Genomic DNA, 21,686 nt, shown 5'->3' on the forward strand with positions numbered 1-21,686 from the left:
GGAGTTTTACATGAAAAAACAAGCTTTTAGTTCTGAAAAGTATTTGAACTTGCAACGTGACCACATTATTGAGAGGATCAACCAATTCGATGGCAAGCTCTACCTTGAATTTGGTGGTAAGATGTTAGAAGACTTCCACGCTGCTCGTGTCCTCCCTGGATACGAACCAGACAATAAGATCAAGTTGCTCCAAGAATTGCGCGACCAGGTGGAAATTGTCATTGCCATCAACGCCAACAACATTGAGCACTCAAAAGCCCGTGGAGATCTAGGAATTTCTTATGACCAAGAAGTACTGCGCTTGATCGACAAATTCAATGAATTAGGGATCTTTGTAGGCTCTGTCGTCATCACCCAATATGCTGGACAAGCTGCAGCAGACGCCTTTCGCAAACAACTGGATAAGAGCGGGATCGCCTCTTATCTCCACTATCCGATCAAGGGCTATCCGACTGATATGGACCACATCATCTCTCCTGAAGGGATGGGGAAAAACGACTACATCAAAACTAGTCGCAATTTGGTCGTTGTGACAGCTCCTGGCCCTGGTTCTGGTAAGCTGGCAACTTGTATGTCCAATATGTACCATGACCAATTAAATGGGATCAAATCAGGTTATGCTAAGTTTGAAACCTTCCCAGTATGGAATCTTCCTTTGCACCACCCAGTCAACTTGGCTTATGAAGCAGCGACTGCAGATCTAGACGATGTCAATATGATCGATCCCTTCCACCTCCAAACCTACGGGGAAACGACGGTCAACTACAACCGCGATATCGAAATCTTCCCTGTCTTGAAGCGCATGTTGGAACGCATCTTAGGAACCTCTCCTTATGCTTCTCCAACAGACATGGGTGTCAACATGGTTGGCTTTGCCATTGTGGACAATGACGCTGCGATTGAAGCTTCCCAACAAGAAATCATCCGTCGCTATTACCAAACCATCTTAGATGTCAAAGCTGAACGCGTCGGTGAAGGAGCTGTCAAAAAGATTGAGCTCTTGATGAATGATTTGGGCATTACGCCAAATGATCGGAAAGTAACCGTGCTTGCCCGCCAAAAAGAAGAAGAAACAGGTGAGCCAGCCTTAGCCCTTGAATTACCAAACGGCGAGATGGTAACCGGAAAAACCTCTGATCTCTTTGGCCCAACCGCAGCCCTCTTAATCAATGCGATTAAGAAATTGGCGCATATTGATAAAGAAACCAAATTAATCGAGCCAGAATACGTCCAACCTATCCAAGGCTTGAAGATCAATCATTTGGGTAGCCGTAACCCTCGTCTTCACTCAAACGAGATCCTCATTGCCCTGGCCATTACAGCCATGAGCAACGAAGATGCTAAGCTTGCTATGCAAGAATTAGGCAAGTTGAAAGGCAGCGAAGCCCACTCAACCGTGATGCTGACAGACGAAGATAAGAACGTCCTTCGTAAGCTCGGTATCAACGTCACCATGGACCCTGTCTACCAGTACGATCGTTTGTATCGTAAATAAACTAAGACAAACAAAAACAATCCCTGTTTTAGGAATTGTTCAGATTGAAGACAAAGTCTTCTTAAAAAACTTTCCTTAGGTGAGTACGGACGTCAGCGAACTTCTACGAAGTTCCATGACTAATTATTGAGCCTAAGGTCTCAATAATTCCGAGTGCCTGAAACGGTATTGTTTCAGGCACTTTTCTCACGGCGGAAAGTTTCATTAGATGACTGAATAACTATAACGAGTATAATTTTTAAAGAATTGATTAGATTCTATTAAAGATTCGTTTATCTACGCTCTCAACAATCCCTGCTCGAGGGATTGTTTTTTTATAATGCAAAGAAGAGAAACTATTTGACAGCCTCCCATAATTGGCGAATGGGCTTTCTTTGAACAGGGTCCACAAAATGAGGAGCAATTTCATTCAAAGATTCTAGGACAAAGGCACGTTCTGCCACATAAGGATGTGGCAAGATCAAGTTTGGACTGTAACAAATGGTGTCCCCCATATAGAGCAGATCTAGATCGATCACACGTGGCCCCCACTTGACCTCACGAACACGTCCCATTTCCTGCTCAATGGCAAGTAAGGTCTCTAATAAATCCTCTGGGGTCATCCAGGTTTCAACTTCTGCCACCTGATTCAAAAAGGTGTCCTGCTCCACTCCTCCCCAAGGTTCTGTTTCAATCCTTGTGGATGTCTGAAGAAGGCGAATGCCTCGATCCTTGAGTTTTTCTAGCGCCGTCTCTAGTTGCAGTTGTTTATCTCCCATATTGGTGCCAAGCCCAATAAAGGCCCGTTTTTTCTCCCGTTCGATTCTCACCGAACAAGTCTCGAGTGGCAAGGGAACAGGAGCCCAGGGCTTTTTCAACTCCAGACGAACTTTTTCTACAAAGGCATAGCTTTCGAAAATCTTTTGCACCAATTGAAAGGCCACCGTTTCAATCAGATCGATCTTTTCTGCCTGCATCCACTCGGTCAACTGTTCCGCCAAGATCCCATAATGGATCGAAGCTTCTAAATCACCTGTGCGGGCAGCACGGGTCATCTCATAATCTACCCATAGGTCTAGGACAAAGCGTTGTCCTAATTCTTTTTCTGCTGGAAAAACACCGTGATAGGCGTATACCTCTAAGTCCTTGATCCGTAATTGATCCACTCTCTTCACCTCTTATAGCCAGCCATTAGTGGCCCATGAGTTTATAGGCTTCATTTTTTAAGTCTTTATCTGTCGCAAGCAGTCCACGCGCAGCAGTTGTCACTGTAGCGGTCCCAGGTTTACGGACACCACGCATATTCATACACATATGCTCTGCTTCTACCCAGACAAGTGCTCCTTGCGCTCCAAGATATTCCATCAAGGCATCTGCGATTTCTACCGTCAAACGTTCCTGAATCTGTGGTTTTTTAGCATAAACCTCGACCGTACGAGCCAGTTTTGAAAGCCCAGCCACACGGCCATTTGGAATATAGGCAATGTGCACTTTTCCATAAAATGGTAAAAAGTGATGCTCACACATGGAATGGAAGAAGATATCCTTCTCGACCACCATATTGTTATCAATGATTTCAAATGATTTAGACAGGTGCTCTTCTGCTGTCTGCCCTAGTCCTGCAAAGATTTCTTGATACATCTTGGCAATGCGGGTTGGCGTTTCCTGAAGTCCCTCACGGTTCTCGTCTTCACCGACTGCCTCGATGATCATTTTCACTGCTTCTTCAATTTTCTTTGTATCCATATCATCTCCTAGTTGGATTTTTCTGTTTTTTAATAAATAAGGTCGTATCTGGCTAAGGAAGTAGAGCGACCCCGTTACAATGAGGAGCTCATCGCCTTTTGCTTGCCAGTTTTGTAGAAACTCTTGCCAATTGACTTCCTCAAGCTGATGGTTTTTCGCAGCAGCTCTTATCTCTTCTTGAGAATAGGCTCTTGGATCTTCAAAAGTCGTGAGGATCAAGCGACTATTTTCTAGTTCCTGCCACTGAATGAGCATCTCTTCTAAGGCTTTGGTCCGGATGCAGGTAAAAAGAATGGTCTTTTTTTGGCCTGGGAACAGTTCCCGAAGACTTGCGATTAAAGGCGCAACGGCGTGGGGGTTATGGGCCCCATCTAGCAAGATCATGGGATTTTGCGAGACCACTTCCATCCGGCCAGGCCAGACGACTTGATGCAAGGCCTCATCCACTAACTCTCTTGACAAGAGTTCACGCCCTTCTCTTTCAAAAAGTACATCACAGATACTGATCGCAAGAGCTGCATTTCTGGCCTGGTGATGACCTAAGAGCGCTACTTGATAAGAGGCTTTTTCTCTTTTAGAACTGTGATAAGAAAATGATTGGCCTGATAGACAAGAGGCTTCTAGCTCAACTTGGTAATCTCTGTCATAGGCTGTTATCGGTGCCTGCTTCTGAATCGCAATACCTTCAATGACTTGGCTGGCTTCTGCTTCTAATTTCCCTAGAACCAGAGGAATTCCTGGCTTAATGATGCCTGCCTTTTCACGGGCAATGGAAGCCAGATCTGGCCCAAGAAGGGCAACATGATCCAAGCCAATCGAAGTGATCGCGGTCAGAACAGGCTGACAGACATTGGTACTGTCTAGTCGTCCGCCCATACCGACTTCTATGATCACATAATCCAGCTCCTCGTGAGCAAAATAATCATAGGCGATGGCTGTCATCACTTCAAATTCCGTCAACCCTTGAAAGACGGCCGATGATTCTTCAGCTTCCAAGAGTTGTTGATAGCTATCCAGATAGGCCTGCAGGTCTTGATCTGAAATGGCTTGGCCATTAATGGTGATTTGGTCATTGTAATGGATCAAATAAGGAGAGGTAAAGACTCCAACGCGTAAACCTGCCTGCCTCAAGAGTTGGGACAAGGTAGCAATGGTAGAGCCTTTGCCATTGGTCCCCGCAACATGAATGACCCGACAGTCTAGGTGAGGATTTCCTCTCAAAGCCAAGAGAGCTTCCATGCGCTCCAAGCCGAAATGTGGATCTTGAGAACGATAGGCTTCTAGCCAACGAAGATCCAACTGATGTTCTTTTGTCTTCATTTACTTGTATTGTTTTAAATTGGTATCTGCTGCCTCTTGGGCTTGGAAAATGGCTTGGCCTAGACTTGCTGCCATCTTGTGAAGGGGAATATCATGCACCCGCACCACTTCGACTCCTTGACTGGCTGCAATACTGGTCAAATGGCTCGAAGCCAGGTCCCGATTCCAAAAACCAGTCTCCGTTGCAGGATCTGTCTCAAATCCAGCTTCCTCAATAATGTTGACCACAAAGCGTTTGCGGGAGACCCCTAGAAAGATCGGATAGCCCTTTTGGTGAATCGTCCCAAGTTCTTGTAATAAGAGTAAGTTCTCTCGCTTGGTCAACCCAAATCCGATCCCAGGATCCAACATAATACGATCCATCTGGACACCGGCTGCTTTCGCTACCGCAAGCGAGCGGTCAAAGAAGGTCCACATCAAGTCTTGAATCGGTTCTTGAGCCATCTGTTGAAGCTCTTGCTCTGAAAAGACTGGTTCGAAACCAAAACTTGGAAAGATAGTGGAACTTGGATGATGCGGTCTTGCCATCACTGGATTAAACATGAGAACTGCGCTCGCTTCATGCTCCGCGACGACAGCAGCCATCTTAGGATCTCCAAGAAAACCAGTAATATCGTTGACAATATCAGCTCCAGCTTCGAGCGCCGCCGCCGCCACTTGAGACTTCCAGGTATCCACCGAGATCAAGACATCACTTTCTTTCCGAATGGCTTTAATCACTGGAACCACGCGGTCAATCTCTTCTTGGATCTCCACATAATGACTTCCTGGTCTGGTTGATTCTCCTCCGATATCGAGGATCTGAGCTCCTTCTTGGATCAGTTTTCTCACCTGCTGCAAGGCTGCATCCACACTCGTATACTTACCGCCATCAGAAAATGAATCCGGAGTGACATTTAAGATCCCACAAAGAAGGGTCCCTTGGCCACTCAGCCATTTATTATCAATCATTTTCGTTCTCCTTTGATTCCCTTCCTACAGCATGATTGCGAACAAAAGAGGCTAGAACAAGTGTTCTAAACCTCTGAGTCTACTCTCCATACGGATTTCTGATTTTTTCTGACCTTCTGTAGGATGGTTCTGCATCAAAACTCATTGGTACTTACCATTTTATCATAATTTATCATGGAAGAAAACTCTCCATACTGGCAATAAACAAAGGAGTATGACCACCGGATAATAATAAGCCAGCGCATTCAAGGTCATATGAAGGCAAATGCTATACTCGATCCGCTTGTAGCGATAAGCCACCCAAGTTAAGATCAAGGACATGCCTCCGTAAGCTACCCATTCCCCTAGGGTACTCGGACCATGCAAGTAAGTAAAAAAGAGGGCACCAGCTAGATATCCGATTGGTTCTGCCCCTCGAAAGATCAAACGAGGGATGATGGCCCGACAGAGTAGCTCTTCTAGAATCGGAGCGACAAGGATCACGACCATGCCCATAGCAAGAAAAGGAGCATGAGATTGCAACTCATTCAGAGCCGCTTGGTTTGTTGTCGTCCCACCTGCCTCTTGTTTCAACAAAGGATAGGCGAGCAGGTTATTAGCCATCAACAAGAGAAGAAAAAGAAAATTTCTCCCCAGAGCCGGCCAGGTTATGACCCGAACATCTAAGTTCTCCAGAGGACTCTTTTTGATGACCTTATAAAAAACAAAGAGCACCGCCACTGTCACCAAGAGAGTGAGGATAGTGATCCACCTTGCATCCATTCCTTCTTGAAGGGAATAAACCATGGTGATGAGGGGAAATTGTGAGAGAAAGAATAAGGGCACAAAAAGAAGGAGCCAGAGGGCATTCTTACATAATGGGTGCTTTCGAACAAAAGACTGTATATTTTTCAATGGACAACCTCTTTCTTGTATAAAATAAGAAGACTGGGGCTTTCGCCTCCAGCCTTCTCACTTTATTTCAGTTTACTGATTTTTGAAACGTTCAACGTCACGCGCAATCACCAACTCTTCATCCGTTGGAATCACCAATACCTTCACACGGGAATCATCTGTGGAAATATCTCCGACAACTCCAAAAACGTTCTTTTCAGGGTCGACCTTGCAGCCAAACCAGCTGATTCCATCGATAATAGAAGAACGAACGTTTACTGCATTTTCACCGATTCCTGCTGTAAAGATGATGGCATCTGCACCATTCAAGACAGCTAAGTATTGACCGATGTATTTTTGCAAACGATCGATAAAGATATCGTAAGCCAATTTAGCTTTTTCGTCTCCATTGTGCATCGCTGTATGGATATCCCGCATGTCGCTAGAAGATTCAGAAACACCCAGAAGACCTGATTCACGATTGAGGATGCGGCTAATATCTTCAGGCTTACTGAAATCCTCTGTATGTTCCATCAAGTAAGGAATAATCGCTGGATCAAGATCCCCTGTACGGGTTCCCATCATGACACCACCTAGAGGGGTGAAGCCCATTGAGGTATCGACAGAGATTCCCTTGTCAACCGCTGTAACAGATACACCATTTCCAACGTGGCAGGTGATCAATTTCAATTCTTCTAATGGTTTTCCAAGAAGTTTAGCAGCTTCACCAGCTACATACTGATGACTGGTTCCATGAGCGCCATATTTACGAACCTTATTTTCTGTGTAATATTTGGTTGGAAGAGGGTAACGATAAGCTTTTTCCGGCATGGTTGTATGGAAAGAAGTATCAAATACCACAACACTGGTAATATTTGGACAAATCTCTCTAAAGGCGCGAATTCCAGCTGCATTTGCAGGATTATGAAGAGGTGCTAACAAAGACAATTCTTCTACTTTTCGAAGGACTTCGTCATCTACCAAGGCAGAATCCTTAAAGTATTCTCCACCAGCAACGACGCGGTGGCCCACACCTGTAATCTCATCGTAGGATTTGATAATATCAAAACGAATCAAATCATCCAACAAAATTTTTACAGCTTGTGTATGGTCCTGGATATCTAATACTTGTTTTTCAGAGCGTCCATCAAATTTAACAGTTGAAATAGAATCTTTCAAACCGATCCGTTCAATCAACCCTTTTGCAAGAACAGTTTCCTCTGGCATTTGGTACAATTGCCATTTCAAACTAGAGCTTCCTGCATTAATAGAAATTGTTTTCGACATATATTCACCTCATTAAGCGTTTTCACTTCCTCTATTATATCAGATCTTTGATCAAATTTCACTATCCTTTAACCAGTTTTGGAAACTTTCCATAAAGTGAACCACCTGGTCTTGATCCTGGAGATCGGTAAAAGGATAGACAAAGGGCTGAACAGACTCTTCTTCTTGTTTTCGTAGGACGAAAATCGTCTTAGCATAGGCTGGATTTGAAAAAAGAGATTCTGGCAAGGTCAGCATGGCAAGAATTTGGGCTTTGTCTGTTAGCCAAGCTTTCAACAGATCACTCTGAGGGCTCGTCAAGAGGTTGTTTGGAGCTAAAAAGATGGCTACTCCTTGAGGTTTCAGGTATTTCAGAGCCTGTTCCATCATGAGGTGATGGGCATAGGTATGGCCTTTGGAGCTCGCTACCTGATAGCGCTGTGCAATCGCATCATCTGGATAATAACCAATTGGAAGATCACTGACGATCAAGTCACTTTCTTTCAAAACTTGTGGGCGAACCGCATCGCCTTGTGCAAAGACAACACTGGATTCCATCACGTCTGCGATACTAGCAGATAGGTCAATCAAGAGATCATCTACTTCCAATCCTAAGTAATCAATCGTGAGGTGGCTATTGTTGACAATGGTCTCAGCGAGATTTCCGGTTCCACTTCCCACTTCTAAGACATCCAGTTGGTCGCCTTTGGCCAACTGATCAATCAAAAATGTAATGATAAAACCAATCGCATCTGGTGTGAACTGGTGATTCGCTTGTAAAGGCTCTGTCTGAGCAGCTTTCATAAAAAGGAATTGGTAGGCTCTGCGCCATTCTTCCTTACTTAAACCTAGTTCTTTTAATTTTTTGCTATTATTTTTAACAATGTCTAGATCTGTCTTGCCATCCAAATACATGGCATTTTGTTCAATCAAGGCGTCATAAAAGTTGGTCGACAATTCATTTTGAATACTTTGAGTGTTTTCTAATAGATAGGTATAGGCTTGTTCAATTTTTTCGAAATTCATGATTTCCTCCGCACCCTATCATACCAAAAATTAGTCTTTTTCGCTATTTTCTGATGGCTCCTTGGTCTCATTTGAAGTCTCTTCAGAAGGCTTTTCGCTCCCTGTCTGCTCTTTATCTTTCTGCGTCTTCTTCTTTTCTTTTTTAGCTTTCTTGCTTTCTTTTTCTTCCCTCACAGGAAGGACAAACTCATAGCTTTCGCCATCCATCTTAGCCTGAGCATGAAGAAAATCAGTGTCCTGCTGTAGCTGAACAACTCCAGATTTTAAATGAATCTCTGATGTCTTCTCATCACTCTTTCTCTTTTCAAGAGCCATTTGCACCAAAGCATAGGCCCGAAGGCGATCTTGACTCGTCTTTAAGATCCGTCTCTCCGCAACCTGACGGTGCAGGTAAAACTGAAGTAAGAGACTAAAAATCGCTGCCATCAAGAGGGCGTAGAGCAAGACACCAGCCTTAACTTTTTTCATTTTGCATCGCTGGTACCACATGGTAGACATACTCCCTTTCTAGACCTTCTTCGAAATTCAACCGCAGATGAATCAACTCTCCCTCCTGCCAAATTTGGCTAGAGCGAACCCCTGAAATTATAGGCTGATAGCCCCTGCCCTTATCATCTGTTTTTCGGATATCATCTCCTTTAGATTGACCAATGGCAATTGGTTTTTGATCCTGAACCAAGTAGATATGATTGTCCGCTACTTTTTCAAAATGGCTCCGATCCAATTCCACCTGCAATTGTTGCTGAAAAAGTATCCATTCTTCCTGCTTTTGATGCGCCTGGTAGTCCAATTCAGCATGCAGGAGCTTGGTCAAGCCTTGAAAGACCAACACACCCCCACTGAGCACCAAGAGAGCGACCAAGGCTTCGAGCAGGGTAAAGGCCTTGACCTTTCCTTTATTCCACATGCAGCACCACCTTTCCTTGATGATAGACCGTGAGTTGATCGGCATCTTTTTCGACTTGAACCTGAATACCATTGGCCTCTAGATGATTTTGCCCTGTCTGAAGCGCCATTTGAGCGACAGATAAGACCTCTACCTCTTTGAAATCCGCTAGTCGCTCCTTGCGCGAACGCCGGATCTCCCCTAACAATAAGGTCGTAATCATGGCAAATAAACCCAAGGCTACCAAAGATTCTATGAGAATACTAGCGGGAACGGATGCTTTTTTTAATTTTCCCATTTCCAAGCGACAGTTGATAGGTCACCACTCCTCTCTGTGTCTGAAAGTGAACATTGGCCAGGGATGAATTGCCACCTGCTCGGTCTAAACGAATAGTTTTAGGATCTTGCAAAATGACAGAATCAGGAATCTCCACCGTCTGGTAAGGCGTTTGAATCTTCCTTGCAGTCACTTCAACATCCAATTCCGTTTGCCTTGCCAGCGCTATTTTCTGGCTTTCTTGATAGAGGTGTTCAAACTCTGCAAAAAATACTTTTTCTTCCACCTGCTGAAAGCTCGTCTTGATCGATCCCGATAAGCCCAGATAGATAAAACTGACGATCATCAAGGTCAGAAGAGTCTCCACCAAGGTGAAGGCCTTAATCTGCAACCGCACGAGTTTCTCCACTATTTTTCGCATAATAGGCACGGTAGGACTCTGCTTGTTTGTTGGTAATATTTCCATCAGCAATCAGCTTTGCTAGAGTAGCTTGGTCATTGGTATGATTGAGCTCGTACAATTCAGCCTGGCTTTCGACCACCTTCACAACCGCTGCATTTCCTGTCTCCTTCACGGAGTCTTTTTGCTTGGTCAAATTCGGCACAAAGAGCAATAAAAGCACACTGATGATCAATAAGACCACCAACATTTCAATAAGTGTAAAGGCTTTAACCTGATAGGTTTTTAATTTTTTCATAAATGAACCTCCATATTTTGATAAATCGGCAGCAACATGGCTGCATAGAGTAACACAATCACAAGAGCCACAAAGACAAACACCAAGGGTTGTATCACATTCATGGCCTTGTGAACCTGACGAAAGAAATCTTCCCATGTTTTTTCAGCGTAGATCTCTAACTCACTTCCGAGCTTTGATTTGACTTCACCATATTCAATCATAAGGGGCAATTCTTTTTTGAAAAAAGGATACCCCCTGACCGTTTCTGAAAAGGACTGGCCACGATCTAAAGAAAGAGCTAAGTCCCTCCCAATTTCTTGAAAAAGCTGGGATTTTTGCTCCTGCATCATGGAAAAAATCTGAGACAATTCCAATCCTTGCCCAATCAGATTGCCCCATTCTCTGGCATAATAGGCTGTCAAATAAGCTTGAATCATGCCTTTTCCGAAAGGCAAATGAGACAAGGTTCTAAAAACGTTGATCTTGCCCGACTTCCGATAATAGAGAAAGCCGAGTAAGAAGAAGGTCACCAGTCCCGCTCCTAAGGCCAAAAAGAGTTGGGGGAAGGAACTGATCAATTGTGTCCCAATATTTTGAGCATCCATTTGAGGGAGCAAATAATTACGCAGGCCTAGCATAATCAAAACTAAAAACCCAAGTAAGATAAGAGGATAAGTGCTCACCTCAATCAGCTTTTTCTTGACCTTGCGCATGTTTTCTAAATAAGCACTGATTTTCTTCAAGCTCAATGCAAGATTGCCATGGAGCTCAGCGAGAGACAGCTGTGTCGTCACTGCATCTGAAAAACCGATCCCCGCCATCATCTCTGAAAAACTCCGGCCCCGCGAGAGATCCTCTCGCATCTGGGAAACCAAACGACTCTCCACTAGGTGGGAGCGATCCAGAAAATCGACGATCTCAGACAGATGAAAACCACTCGAATAAAGATTCAAAAACAATTCAATAATTTGCTTTTGTTTAGCGGTAGATAATTTTTTCGGCTTGGGCCTGAGCCAGCTGGATATATCCCGATTGAGCCAAGAGATCCATTTGTTGGTTCCAGCGGCTGGCTGAGTGCTCTTGGTAGTTTTCCGTCGCAAAATCGACCACACCTCCTCCTGCAATTAATCGTTGGTAGCAAATACCTTGTAAAACAATCTTGAGCTCTTCCTCACTCACTCCAAGTTCTAAGAGCCTCTCATAAACACCTCGAACGCTCTTGGCATGAATAGTAGAGAAGACGGTGACTCCTGTCAAACTAGCTCGTACGACTGCACGAGCTGTTTCCTTATCTCGGATCTCTCCAATGATGAGAAGGTCCGGCCGATGGCGTAAGGAGAGTTTGATCAGGTTGTCATAGGTCATGCCGATCTGGTCATTCAGCTGAAGTTGAAGCATATTGTCCTGCTTGATCTCGACAGGGTCTTCAATAGACATGACTTGCTGGTCCGCAAAGCGCTCTTGCGCCAACGCATGCATGAGAGTGGTCTTTCCCGAACCAACAGGACCTGCAAAGAGATAGAGGCCACGACCAGCCAATTTCTTCTTCAAGTCCGGCAACTGATCAAACCAAAACCGCAATTCACGTTCCTCATCATGCAAGAGCCGAATGACCAAGCTTTCATAACCACGATAATCCCCCACCGTCGACAAGCGAATCGAGACCACTCCATTCTCCAAAGGGTAATCACACGATCCTAGCTGGCTGCGCCTTTTTTCTCCCACATTCATCCCTGCCACGAACTTAAAGTGGCTAATCATAGCCGTCATGTCCTCAAAAGGGAAGGACTGCACAAAGCGCCTCTCGTCTCCCACCCTCATAAAAACTTGGTACTCCTCCTTCCGAGGAATGAAGTAAAGATCCTGAGCCTCTTCCTTTTTTCCCATACGGATCAGTTTTTTTGCAATTTCTTGAACCATAGTTCCTCCTCTCACTTATACTATTCGAAAAAGAAGACAAAAAAAGAAGACTTTCTAGATCGCTCTAAAAAATCTTCCGCATTTCTCTTATGACAGGGTCGTCCCCTTTTTTGAATCGAGTGTATATTGACAAGAACGGTGTTTGCGACTGCCTCTTTCCTTTTCGTAGCCTGGGCGGAGCTTGCTTTTAGGGATCTTATGCTCGTCTTCTAGGAGGACAATCGAGTGGAAAAACTGCACATCTTCACTGCAGTCCTCACACCACTCTTTCTCCTTGGTATCCCAAAAGATCGTCATGAGGTCACTCCGACTCTTATAACTTGGAAAGTGCTCATTTAACTCCAACCACTTCTGCTTGTAGTATTTCAAAGCCTGGTAATAGTCTTCAAACTTCCGACTACTCACGATATCTTCTTCCCAACCTTCTAAAAACCACCAGGGTTCACAGTCCCCGTACATTTCAATCACTCGATACATAAACTCATCCATCCTTTGTATCCTCTATTATATAGAAAATCCTTTGAGAATAAAAGTTTTCTGCTCAGAGCATAATTTTTCAGGTATTTTCACAGTTGTTTTTTCAAAAATAGACTACTTGATTTCTCTTGGGTCCTTTTTTCGAGAATCAAAAAAGAGAGTCCCAACAAAATGACGAGCCATCCTGGGAACTCTCTCTTCTCAAGTATTTAGAACAATTCAAGTGCAATCATGGTTGTCATGGTTGCATCATAATAGTTGTTCAGAGGTAGATCTTGTGTGAAGATATACTTATTCTGTTGCACCAACTTCAGATAGCCTTTTTCGTGTTCAGAAGCATAGACTATCGGTGCTAAAAAACTTGCTGCCTGATGATTGTTCAAGGCTTTTCCTTTCAAGTCATAACCCGCGTACAGGTTTCTTTGACTCTTGAAAAAGTTTAACATCTTTTTCACCAATTGTTGACTGGTTGCATCCTTACTTTGAACAAGATTATATGGAAGGCGACAAGCATTATACGAGTAGGCTCCATCATACTTGGATTCAATCGTCTTGGGATCCGCTACGCGCGTTCCTTGCTCATCTACCCAGATGAAATCAGGTAGTAAACCTGTTTTTGTTTGGGAGCTGATCGTTTGGAGTTGCTGCAACATCTTTTCTTTGATGTCTAACCACTTCGAATCTTTTGTCACTTCATAAAAGATCTGGAATTGCGCTGGCAGTGTATCAGACGTCCGCATCAAATGATAGAATTCCGAATCCTGATTAGCCCAATTCCCCACCGTTAACACACCGGTTTCTTCATTGTAGTTGTGTGCGAGAATATCTTCTAAAATCGCTTTGGCTTGAGCCTGGTAGTCTTTGGCTTGCTTTGGCCATTGCTGAGCAGCTTTTAGAAGAGCATAGGCAATATAGAGATCTCCATCTGTGGCGTTATGGTCCTCATCCTTTGCTTTTCCATTGCTGATGGTTTGTTTCCAAGACATCAATTGGGTACCTTCCAAGCGATGATTTAGATAATATTGATAGAGTCTGTCAAAGTCTGCTTGTTGGGCTTGTCCTTTTTTAGCAGCCGCAACAGTAATGAGCATTCCATAACTTTGCGCTTCGGATAAAACCACCGTTTGATTGCTATCATTGGTGGTTCGAACATAGGATTCTTTCCCTTTTGAAACAACAAAATGCTCATTCCACTGACGGTAAATTCGATTTCGCATCTCCACTTTACTTCTCGTTCTCGCTAAAAATAAGGTCAAACAGAAAATGCAAAGGATGACTAGAAACCATACATATCTCATCTTTTTCGTATTCATAATCTCTCCTATCCTGCGAATCGTTTTGTTTTAACCCATTTGGTTTCTTTCCGGTGCAATAGTTTATCCATCACAATCGAAGAGATGGCATCAATCGACACAATGATAAACAGTTGAGAATAGGTGAAATAGGCAGCCAAAGCCAACCAAATTTGCTTGGTAGTGGCTTGACCAAATTGTGAGGCAAGAGCCACATTAATTTGAAGAAGATAAAGCCCGATCATCAAGATCCAATTGAAGAGCATCAATTGCGCAATGTAGATATTTTCAGAATCAAAGGAAAATGGAATTTGCACACCTGGCACCACTGTATGGATACACATAGCCAGAATATTGGCAAAAAAGATCAAGTCCGATAAGACGATGGCCGCATTAAACCAGAAGAAGACACAGGAATAGTTGGTCACTTCTAACTTCACGCGCCAATTTCCCTTACCAAATAAATGCTTGAAGTTGGAAAGAACCACTTCATAATTCCCTTTGGCCCAACGTTTCCGTTGCATATAGTAACTCTTCAGAGTCTCTGGCTCTTGTTGGAAAGCTTCTGAATTATAGGCTAGCGCAATCAACTTCCCACTTTGCATAATCTTGAAAGAAATATCCGTATCCTCAGTCAAGGCACCGTTTTTCCATCCTCCGATACTCTTTACAAATTCGGTTTGAATAATGAAGTTAGTTCCTGGAATCCGTCCAATCTTAAAGAGATGCCACATGCCCACATGGTGGACCCGTTGGGTGACAACAATCTCTTGGTTGATACAGCGGGTCAAGAAGTTTTGATTGGCATTCCGCGTTTTATTGCGGCCGAAAGAAGCCACATGACGTTCTGGATCTTTGAGGACTTCTTTCACAAGGAAATAAAGAGCATTCTTTTCAGGCATGGCATCTGCATCATAGACGCAGATATAGTCTCCAGTCGCCATCGCCAAAGCGTCATTTAGCACACCGGCTTTCCCACCTGTTCCACTTCGATTGATAATGGTCAAATCCCGTCCTGCATACTCTGGCAATGCTTTAACCGCCAAACACTCTTCATAGGTGCGATCGGAACAATTATCCGCAAAGAGCAGTAATTCAACACGATCATGTGGGTAGTTCATATCAAGGATCGCTTTGGCTGTTTGTGCAATGACCACATCCTCATTATGGGCGGGTACGACGATCGTTACTTTTGGATAATAAGGGAGCGGATCCGTATTAACACGAAAATCACTGTGTTTAAACCAAAAATGAACGGCTGAAAAGAGGATTACTAAGCCCCAGGCTAAGGATAACCAAATCGAAATCAAGGCAATAATCATCACAATTTGACTAATCATGGTCCACCGCCTTAAAATTTTTATTGACACGGTGGTAAATCACCGTATAAGCTACAAATAATACAATAAAGCACAAGGCAAAAAATACACTGATGCCTACAGCTATATTAAAAAATATATTTGTAAGAGACATGTTTTCCTCCTAATATTCCACAATAATATCTGTTTCAAGTTGACGTTTTAAGTAACGAATCATTTCTTTATAGCGATGGTATTTGGTTCGATTGGATTGATCCACTACAAGAAATCCTGACTGAAATTGGATGCCCTGAACCCCATCTTCTCCTTGGAACACCAGACTTTCCAACTGTGGTTTTAAGACCGTCATATAATCGCTCTTCAGATCCCGCTCGCTATCAGAAGATAAGATCAAGAAATTACCGTCTGATACATAATACAAGCTTTCATTTGGCTTCAGATGATGCGTTAACAAATAGTTGATTTGGTTCAAGGTCCGATTGTACTCTCTCGGTTGCAATTGGAAGAACAATTCCTCGTGCGACCAGTGAATGAGTAAGGCCTGAATTGTATCATTGGTTTGTCCGCCATAAGAAGCGATGCGGTTGCGATAATCTGCGTAAGCTTCTGGCTCTTGATCCTTCACTTTTGCAATCTCTTTAAAGAGGTGATAGCGAATTCGGGTCAAGATTCCAATCAAGATTGGAAAACTAAAGAGCAAGAGCAAGGCTTGATGAAATGGGATATAGACAACACCCGCCACCAAAAAGACAATCCCAAGGGCAAATGACAACAGGATGGTCCATGTCAACAATAAATCCGATAAAACAATAGCAGAAAATAATCCTAAAACAAAGAACAATCCTTCCTCAATCAGAATCTCTCTTGCAAAAAACAAGCAGTAAAGTAAAAGAAGTACTTCGAAAACAATCAAAATCAGCAACCATCTACTTAACTTTTCCGTTTTTTTCATTTATTCTTTCTCTCCCTCATGAAATTCTTCGGCAGCCTCTCCCTGGCCAAAGTAATGTTTAATGGCTTGTACGATTCGCTCAGAAGCTCTTCCATCCCCATAAGGATTTCGGGCATTTGCCATTTGAAGATACAGGCTTTCGTTGGTTAAGAGCTCTGTCATCGTCGTTTTGACGACGGCAGGATCCGTTCCAACTAATTTCAAAATTCCCGCTTTGACCCCTTCTGGGCGTTCCGTTGTATCGCGTAATACCAATACCGGTTTTCCTAATGATGGCGCCTCCTCTTGCACCCCACCTGAATCCGACATGATAAAGTAACTTCTCGAAGCTAAGTTGTGGAAATCTAGTACATCTAGAGGCTCAATGAGGTGGATCCGATCATGATCTCCTAATAGATCGTTTGCTGCCTCTTGGACCGCTGGACTAAGATGCACTGGGTAAACCACTTCAATAGTCGGTTCTTGATCCACCATTTCTCTCAGAGCCCCAAAGACCGCTCGCATGGGTTGGCCTTGATTTTCTCTTCGATGCATGGTGACCAGGATGACTTTTTTAGCTGGATCTAATTGATCTAACACTTCGTGGTGATAATCCTCTTGAACCGTGAGTTTCAGTGCATCGATGGCAGTATTTCCTGTCACCACAATAGAGGATTCCGGATGATTTTCTTTTAAGAGATTAGCCTTACTTTCGCCAGTCGGCGCAAAATACAGATCCGCTAGATCATCCGTCATTTGACGGTTCATCTCTTCTGGATACGGAGAATATTTATCAAAGGTTCTCAAACCAGCTTCGACGTGACCAATGCGGACTTGATTGTAAAAGGCAACCAAACTCGCCGCAAAGGTAGTGGTCGTATCTCCATGGACGAGCACCATATCTGGCTTTTCTTTTTTGATAACTGGATCTAATTGATTCAGAATTTTAGAGGTAATGTCTAATAAGGTCTGGCTTTTCCCCATAATATCCAAATCGTAATCAGGTACGATGTTAAAGATTTCTAAAACCTGGTCCAGCATTTGACGGTGCTGGGCAGTGACCACTGTAATGGTCTCAATAGTCTCCCTCTGCTTTTGCAACTCCAGCACCAAAGGGGCCATTTTAATGGCCTCCGGTCGCGTCCCAAACACAACCATAATTTTCAATTTTCCCATAAACTTCCCCCGTCGACATACATGTAATTCGACATTTTTTTAATTTGTGTACATCTTTTTCCATTCTACCGCCAATGACTTTAAATGTCAAACCGCTTTTGGGTTTTATAAAGAAATTACTAATAGTTAGTCATTTTATTATTTTGGTGTTTAGAATACATATCCATATAATCACTAATTGTAAGTATTTACAGCATGACTTTTACCGGGCTAATATTTTTGGTAAAAAAATAATTCAATAATTATACAATTATTTTTCAAATAATAAATTTTTATAATTTTTTCAAAAAAAAGCCGGAACTTGTAGTTCCGACTAATTTTCTTATTCTTCTACGACTTCAGCTGTTTGAACTTCATCAACTGTTCCATCTGTTAATGGCACTTCTTCGATAATTTCAACTTCATTAATCGCTTGTGGTTCCAAGTTACGGTAACGAGCCATACCTGTACCTGCAGGAATAATCTTACCAATGATAACATTTTCCTTAAGTCCAAGGAGATGGTCTTTCTTACCACGGATCGCTGCGTCTGTAAGAACACGAGTTGTTTCCTGGAAGGAAGCCGCAGACAAGAAACTGTTGGTTTCAAGTGAGGCTTTGGTAATTCCCATAAGGACTGGACGAGCTGTCGCAGGAACTCCACCAGAAATAAGGACGTCCTTGTTGGCATCTGTAAAGTCTGTAATGTCCATCAGAGTACCCATGAGAAGGTCTGTATCTCCTGGATCCATGACACGTACTTTACGGATCATTTGACGCACCATTACCTCGATGTGTTTGTCGCCGATTTCTACCCCTTGGCTACGGTATACTTTTTGTACTTCTGCAAGAAGGTAAGTTTCAACAGACAAGACATCACGAACGGCAAGGAGACGTTTTGGTTGGATAGACCCTTCTGTCAGAGCATCACCACGAGAGACTTGATCTCCCACTTCGACTTTCATGCGGGCAGTGTAAGGGACAACGTATTCGCCCTCACCAGTTGCTCCGCTAACAAAGACTTTCTTGGTCCGTGTAGAAGCATCTTCTTCGATCGCTGTGACTTCCCCTTTGACCTCAGTGATGACCGCTTCCCCTTTTGGATTGCGGGCTTCAAAGATTTCTTGGACACGAGGAAGACCCTGAGTGATATCGGTATTTGAGGCAACCCCACCCGTGTGGAAGGTACGCATGGTCAACTGTGTACCAGGTTCCCCGATAGATTGGGCAGCGATAGTTCCGACTGCTTCACCCACTTCAACCGCATCACCAGTCGCCAAGTTGATACCATAACAGTGACGGCAGACACCATGGCGGGTGTTACATGTAAAGACAGAGCGGATAGTGACTTCTTCCACACCAGCTTTGACAATTTCACGTGCTAGGTCTTCTGAAATCAAGGTATCTGGACCAACGATGACTTCACCTGTTTCAGGATGTTTAACAGATTTCTTGGTATAACGACCAGTCAAGCGTTCTTCGAGTGGCTCGATCATTTCCTTACCATCAGTAATGGCACGGATCACAAGTCCACGGTCTGTTCCACAGTCATCTTCACGGATAATGACGTCTTGGGCCACGTCAACCAAACGACGAGTCAAGTAACCTGAGTCGGCTGTCTTCAAGGCCGTATCGGTCATCCCTTTACGGGCACCGTGAGTTGAGAAGAACATTTCGAGTACTGACAAACCTTCGCGGAAGTTTGACAGGATTGGCAATTCCATGATCCGTCCATTTGGAGCGGCCATCAAACCACGCATACCGGCAAGTTGCGAGAAGTTTGAAATGTTACCACGGGCTCCAGAGTCCATCATCATAACGATTGGGTTCTTCGGATCTTGGTTATCCACCAAGCGTTTTTCCAATTTCTCGCGGGCTGCACGCCATTCAGCTGTAACGGCATTGTAGCGTTCGTCATCCGTGATCAAACCACGACGGAATTGTTTGGTGATTTGTTCCACACGTTTGTGAGATTCTTCAATGATTTCTGCCTTGTCTTCAACGACCGGGATATCGGCAATCCCCACTGTCAAACCAGCAAGGGTTGAGTGATGGTAACCCAAGTCTTTCAAGCGGTCCAAGAAAGCAGACGTTTCAGTTGTACGGAAGCGTTTGAAGATTTCTGCGATGATATTTCCAAGATTTTTCTTCTTGAATGGAACGTTTAATTCCAATTTTTCAATCGCTGCTTTGACATCTTGACCAGGCTCCAAGAAGTACTTAGCTGGAACGCCTTCTGTCAAGTTGGCATTATTTGGCTCTTGAAGGTATGGAAGTTCTGCAGGCATGATATCGTTAAAGAGAATCTTACCAACAGTTGTCAAGAGAATCTTGTGTTGTTGCGCTTCTGTCCATGGTTTGTTCAAGCTATCGGTCGCAATTCCGACACGGGTATGCAAGTGAACATAGCCATTGCGAAGGGCCATGACCGCTTCATCACGGTCTTTAAAGACCATGCCTTCCCCTTCACGACCAGCTTCTTCCATAGTGAGGTAGTAGTTCCCCAATACCATATCCTGAGATGGGGTAACAACTGGTTTACCGTCTTTTGGATTCAAGATGTGCTCAGCAGCCAACATCAAGATACGAGCTTCTGCTTGGGCTTCTTCTGAAAGCGGTACGTGGATGGCCATTTGGTCCCCGTCAAAGTCGGCATTGTAGGCTTCACAGACAAGTGGGTGCAAGCGAAGAGCTTTCCCGTCAATCAATACAGGTTCAAAAGCTTGGATCCCCAAACGGTGAAGGGTCGGTGCGCGGTTCAAGAGAACTGGGTGTTCTTTGATCACTTCTTCTAGGATATCCCAGATGCGTTCATCTCCACGTTCGACCAAGCGTTTTGCAGCTTTGACGTTTTGCACGATATCACGCGCAACGATTTCACGCATCACAAATGGTTTGAAGAGCTCGATCGCCATTTCACGTGGTACACCACATTGGTACATCTTAAGAGTTGGACCAACGGCGATAACAGAACGTCCTGAGAAGTCGACCCGTTTACCGAGCAAGTTTTGACGGAAACGTCCTTGTTTCCCTTTGAGCATGTGGCTCAATGATTTTAATGGACGGCTACCTGGTCCTGTGATCGGACGACCACGACGACCGTTATCGATCAAAGCATCAACGGCTTCTTGGAGCATCCGTTTTTCGTTTTGCACGATGATACCAGGAGCATTCAACTCAAGCAAACGTGCCAAACGGTTGTTCCGGTTAATCACACGACGATAGAGGTCGTTCAAGTCAGAGGCAGCAAAACGGCCACCATCCAATTGGACCATCGGACGAAGATCTGGTGGAATAACCGGAAGGATATTGAGAACCATCCATTCTGGCTTGTTACCAGATTTGTAGAAAGCATCCAAGACATCCAAACGACGAACAGCCTTCACACGTTTTTGACCAGTTGCAGTCTTCAATTCTTCTTTCAAGAGAGCAATTTCAGCTTCCAAATCCACTTGTTTCAAGAGGTCTTGGATCGCTTCTGCACCCATCTTAGCTACAAAGGAACCTGGTCCGTATTCACGCAAGCGTTCACGGTATTCACGTTCCGTCATGATGGATTTGTGCTCAAGTGGTGTATCTTTTGGATCGATCACCACATAAGCTGCGAAGTAAATGACTTCTTCAAGGGCACGAGGGCTCATATCCAAAGTCAATCCCATACGAGAAGGGATGCCTTTGAAGTACCAGATGTGTGATACAGGTGCTTTCAACTCGATGTGTCCCATACGTTCACGACGAACTTTCGCACGTGTTACTTCAACCCCACAGCGGTCACAAACGATCCCTTTGTAACGGATCCGTTTGTATTTCCCACACGCACATTCCCAGTCTTTTGTAGGTCCAAAGATGACTTCATCAAAGAGACCTTCACGTTCTGGTTTCAATGTACGGTAGTTGATTGTTTCAGGTTTCTTGACCTCTCCATAAGACCATGAACGGACCTTGCTTGGAGAAGCTAGGGTGATTTGCATACTTTTAAAACGATTTACATCAACCACTATTTCTTACCTTTCCTTGTTTTCATACTTGTTTCATTTGGATACAGCTTAGGTGGGGAAAGAAAGAAAACTTTCTTGCCACCTCCTTGTGTCTGT

At 43.9% G+C, this 21,686-nt stretch carries 21 protein-coding genes and 1 pseudogene; 1 reads left to right on the forward strand and 21 read right to left on the reverse strand.

Translation table 11 applies throughout. The features are described from left to right. Positions 1–10: 10 nt before the first annotated feature. Positions 11–1,495, forward strand: a complete 1,485-nt coding sequence (locus tag RDV49_RS01180; protein ID WP_003009791.1) for a DUF1846 domain-containing protein — start codon at positions 11–13, stop codon at positions 1,493–1,495. A 335-nt stretch (positions 1,496–1,830) separates the two neighbouring features. Here RDV49_RS01180 and folK read toward each other — a convergent pair whose 3' ends face one another. The 21 genes and pseudogenes from folK to rpoC form a co-directional block, all read right to left on the reverse strand. Further along, a complete protein-coding gene (gene folK, locus RDV49_RS01185; protein ID WP_037608247.1) occupies positions 1,831–2,640 on the reverse strand; it encodes a 2-amino-4-hydroxy-6-hydroxymethyldihydropteridine diphosphokinase in 810 nt (269 codons plus the stop codon). Between the two features lie 25 nt (positions 2,641–2,665). Continuing rightward, a complete protein-coding gene (gene folE, locus RDV49_RS01190) occupies positions 2,666–3,220 on the reverse strand; it encodes a GTP cyclohydrolase I FolE (protein ID WP_003019101.1) in 555 nt (184 codons plus the stop codon). Positions 3,221–3,316: 96 nt separating this feature from the next. Then, positions 3,317–4,540: pseudogene (locus RDV49_RS01195) on the reverse strand (bifunctional folylpolyglutamate synthase/dihydrofolate synthase); the annotation flags it as partial. Further along, positions 4,541–5,491 (reverse strand): dihydropteroate synthase, encoded by a 951-nt coding sequence (gene folP / locus RDV49_RS01200; protein ID WP_003009783.1) that lies wholly within the window; start codon positions 5,489–5,491, stop codon positions 4,541–4,543. Between the two features lie 162 nt (positions 5,492–5,653). Then, positions 5,654–6,385 (reverse strand): CPBP family intramembrane glutamic endopeptidase, encoded by a 732-nt coding sequence (locus RDV49_RS01205; protein ID WP_037608245.1) that lies wholly within the window; start codon positions 6,383–6,385, stop codon positions 5,654–5,656. Between the two features lie 72 nt (positions 6,386–6,457). Beyond that, entirely contained in the window at positions 6,458–7,651 is a 1,194-nt protein-coding gene (locus RDV49_RS01210) for an acetate kinase (RefSeq protein WP_003009777.1), read from the reverse strand. A 51-nt stretch (positions 7,652–7,702) separates the two neighbouring features. Beyond that, the gene (locus RDV49_RS01215; RefSeq protein WP_003009772.1) at positions 7,703–8,656 is read right to left on the reverse strand and encodes a class I SAM-dependent methyltransferase; all 954 of its coding nucleotides are present in this window, start codon (positions 8,654–8,656) and stop codon (positions 7,703–7,705) included. A 30-nt stretch (positions 8,657–8,686) separates the two neighbouring features. After that, positions 8,687–9,124: a competence type IV pilus minor pilin ComGG gene (gene comGG / locus RDV49_RS01220; protein WP_003009770.1), complete on the reverse strand. Its 438-nt coding sequence runs from the start codon at positions 9,122–9,124 to the stop codon at positions 8,687–8,689. Then, positions 9,111–9,563, reverse strand: coding sequence for a competence type IV pilus minor pilin ComGF (gene comGF / locus RDV49_RS01225; protein ID WP_003009767.1), 453 nt, complete (start codon positions 9,561–9,563; stop codon positions 9,111–9,113). The genes comGG and comGF overlap by 14 nt, the downstream gene beginning before the upstream one ends. Continuing rightward, positions 9,553–9,840 (reverse strand): competence type IV pilus minor pilin ComGE, encoded by a 288-nt coding sequence (comGE, locus tag RDV49_RS01230; RefSeq protein WP_003004353.1) that lies wholly within the window; start codon positions 9,838–9,840, stop codon positions 9,553–9,555. The genes comGF and comGE overlap by 11 nt, the downstream gene beginning before the upstream one ends. Continuing rightward, the gene (comGD, locus tag RDV49_RS01235; RefSeq protein WP_003004513.1) at positions 9,806–10,210 is read right to left on the reverse strand and encodes a competence type IV pilus minor pilin ComGD; all 405 of its coding nucleotides are present in this window, start codon (positions 10,208–10,210) and stop codon (positions 9,806–9,808) included. The genes comGE and comGD overlap by 35 nt, the downstream gene beginning before the upstream one ends. After that, a complete protein-coding gene (gene comGC, locus RDV49_RS01240; RefSeq protein ID WP_003009763.1) occupies positions 10,200–10,517 on the reverse strand; it encodes a competence type IV pilus major pilin ComGC in 318 nt (105 codons plus the stop codon). Before comGC ends, comGD begins: the two co-directional genes overlap by 11 nt. Then, positions 10,514–11,545, reverse strand: a complete 1,032-nt coding sequence (gene comGB, locus RDV49_RS01245; protein ID WP_182448484.1) for a competence type IV pilus assembly protein ComGB — start codon at positions 11,543–11,545, stop codon at positions 10,514–10,516. The genes comGC and comGB overlap by 4 nt, the downstream gene beginning before the upstream one ends. Beyond that, complete coding sequence (gene comGA / locus RDV49_RS01250; protein WP_003009757.1) at positions 11,478–12,419, reverse strand: competence type IV pilus ATPase ComGA; 942 nt, start codon at positions 12,417–12,419, stop codon at positions 11,478–11,480. The genes comGB and comGA overlap by 68 nt, the downstream gene beginning before the upstream one ends. A gap of 87 nt (positions 12,420–12,506) precedes the next feature. Beyond that, complete coding sequence (locus RDV49_RS01255; RefSeq protein WP_037608454.1) at positions 12,507–12,896, reverse strand: DUF1033 family protein; 390 nt, start codon at positions 12,894–12,896, stop codon at positions 12,507–12,509. Positions 12,897–13,105: 209 nt separating this feature from the next. Continuing rightward, positions 13,106–14,209 carry a family 8 glycosyl hydrolase gene (locus RDV49_RS01260; RefSeq protein WP_003009752.1) on the reverse strand — a complete coding sequence of 368 codons (1,104 nt, stop codon included), beginning with the start codon at positions 14,207–14,209 and terminating at the stop codon, positions 13,106–13,108. Between the two features lie 8 nt (positions 14,210–14,217). Beyond that, entirely contained in the window at positions 14,218–15,528 is a 1,311-nt protein-coding gene (locus tag RDV49_RS01265) for a glycosyltransferase family 2 protein (protein ID WP_003009751.1), read from the reverse strand. After that, positions 15,521–15,661: a hypothetical protein gene (locus RDV49_RS01270; protein ID WP_003009749.1), complete on the reverse strand. Its 141-nt coding sequence runs from the start codon at positions 15,659–15,661 to the stop codon at positions 15,521–15,523. The genes RDV49_RS01265 and RDV49_RS01270 overlap by 8 nt, the downstream gene beginning before the upstream one ends. A gap of 9 nt (positions 15,662–15,670) precedes the next feature. Continuing rightward, positions 15,671–16,459, reverse strand: coding sequence for an MMPL family transporter (locus tag RDV49_RS01275; RefSeq protein WP_003009746.1), 789 nt, complete (start codon positions 16,457–16,459; stop codon positions 15,671–15,673). Continuing rightward, the gene (gene wecB / locus RDV49_RS01280) at positions 16,460–17,614 is read right to left on the reverse strand and encodes a non-hydrolyzing UDP-N-acetylglucosamine 2-epimerase (RefSeq protein ID WP_003009744.1); all 1,155 of its coding nucleotides are present in this window, start codon (positions 17,612–17,614) and stop codon (positions 16,460–16,462) included. 322 nt (positions 17,615–17,936) lie between these two features. Further along, positions 17,937–21,590, reverse strand: coding sequence for a DNA-directed RNA polymerase subunit beta' (gene rpoC, locus RDV49_RS01285; RefSeq protein WP_003009742.1), 3,654 nt, complete (start codon positions 21,588–21,590; stop codon positions 17,937–17,939). Between the last annotated feature and the right edge of the window lie 96 nt (positions 21,591–21,686).

This window comes from Streptococcus parasanguinis, from assembly GCF_031582885.1.
Taxonomy (GTDB): Bacteria; Bacillota; Bacilli; order Lactobacillales; family Streptococcaceae; genus Streptococcus; species Streptococcus parasanguinis_M.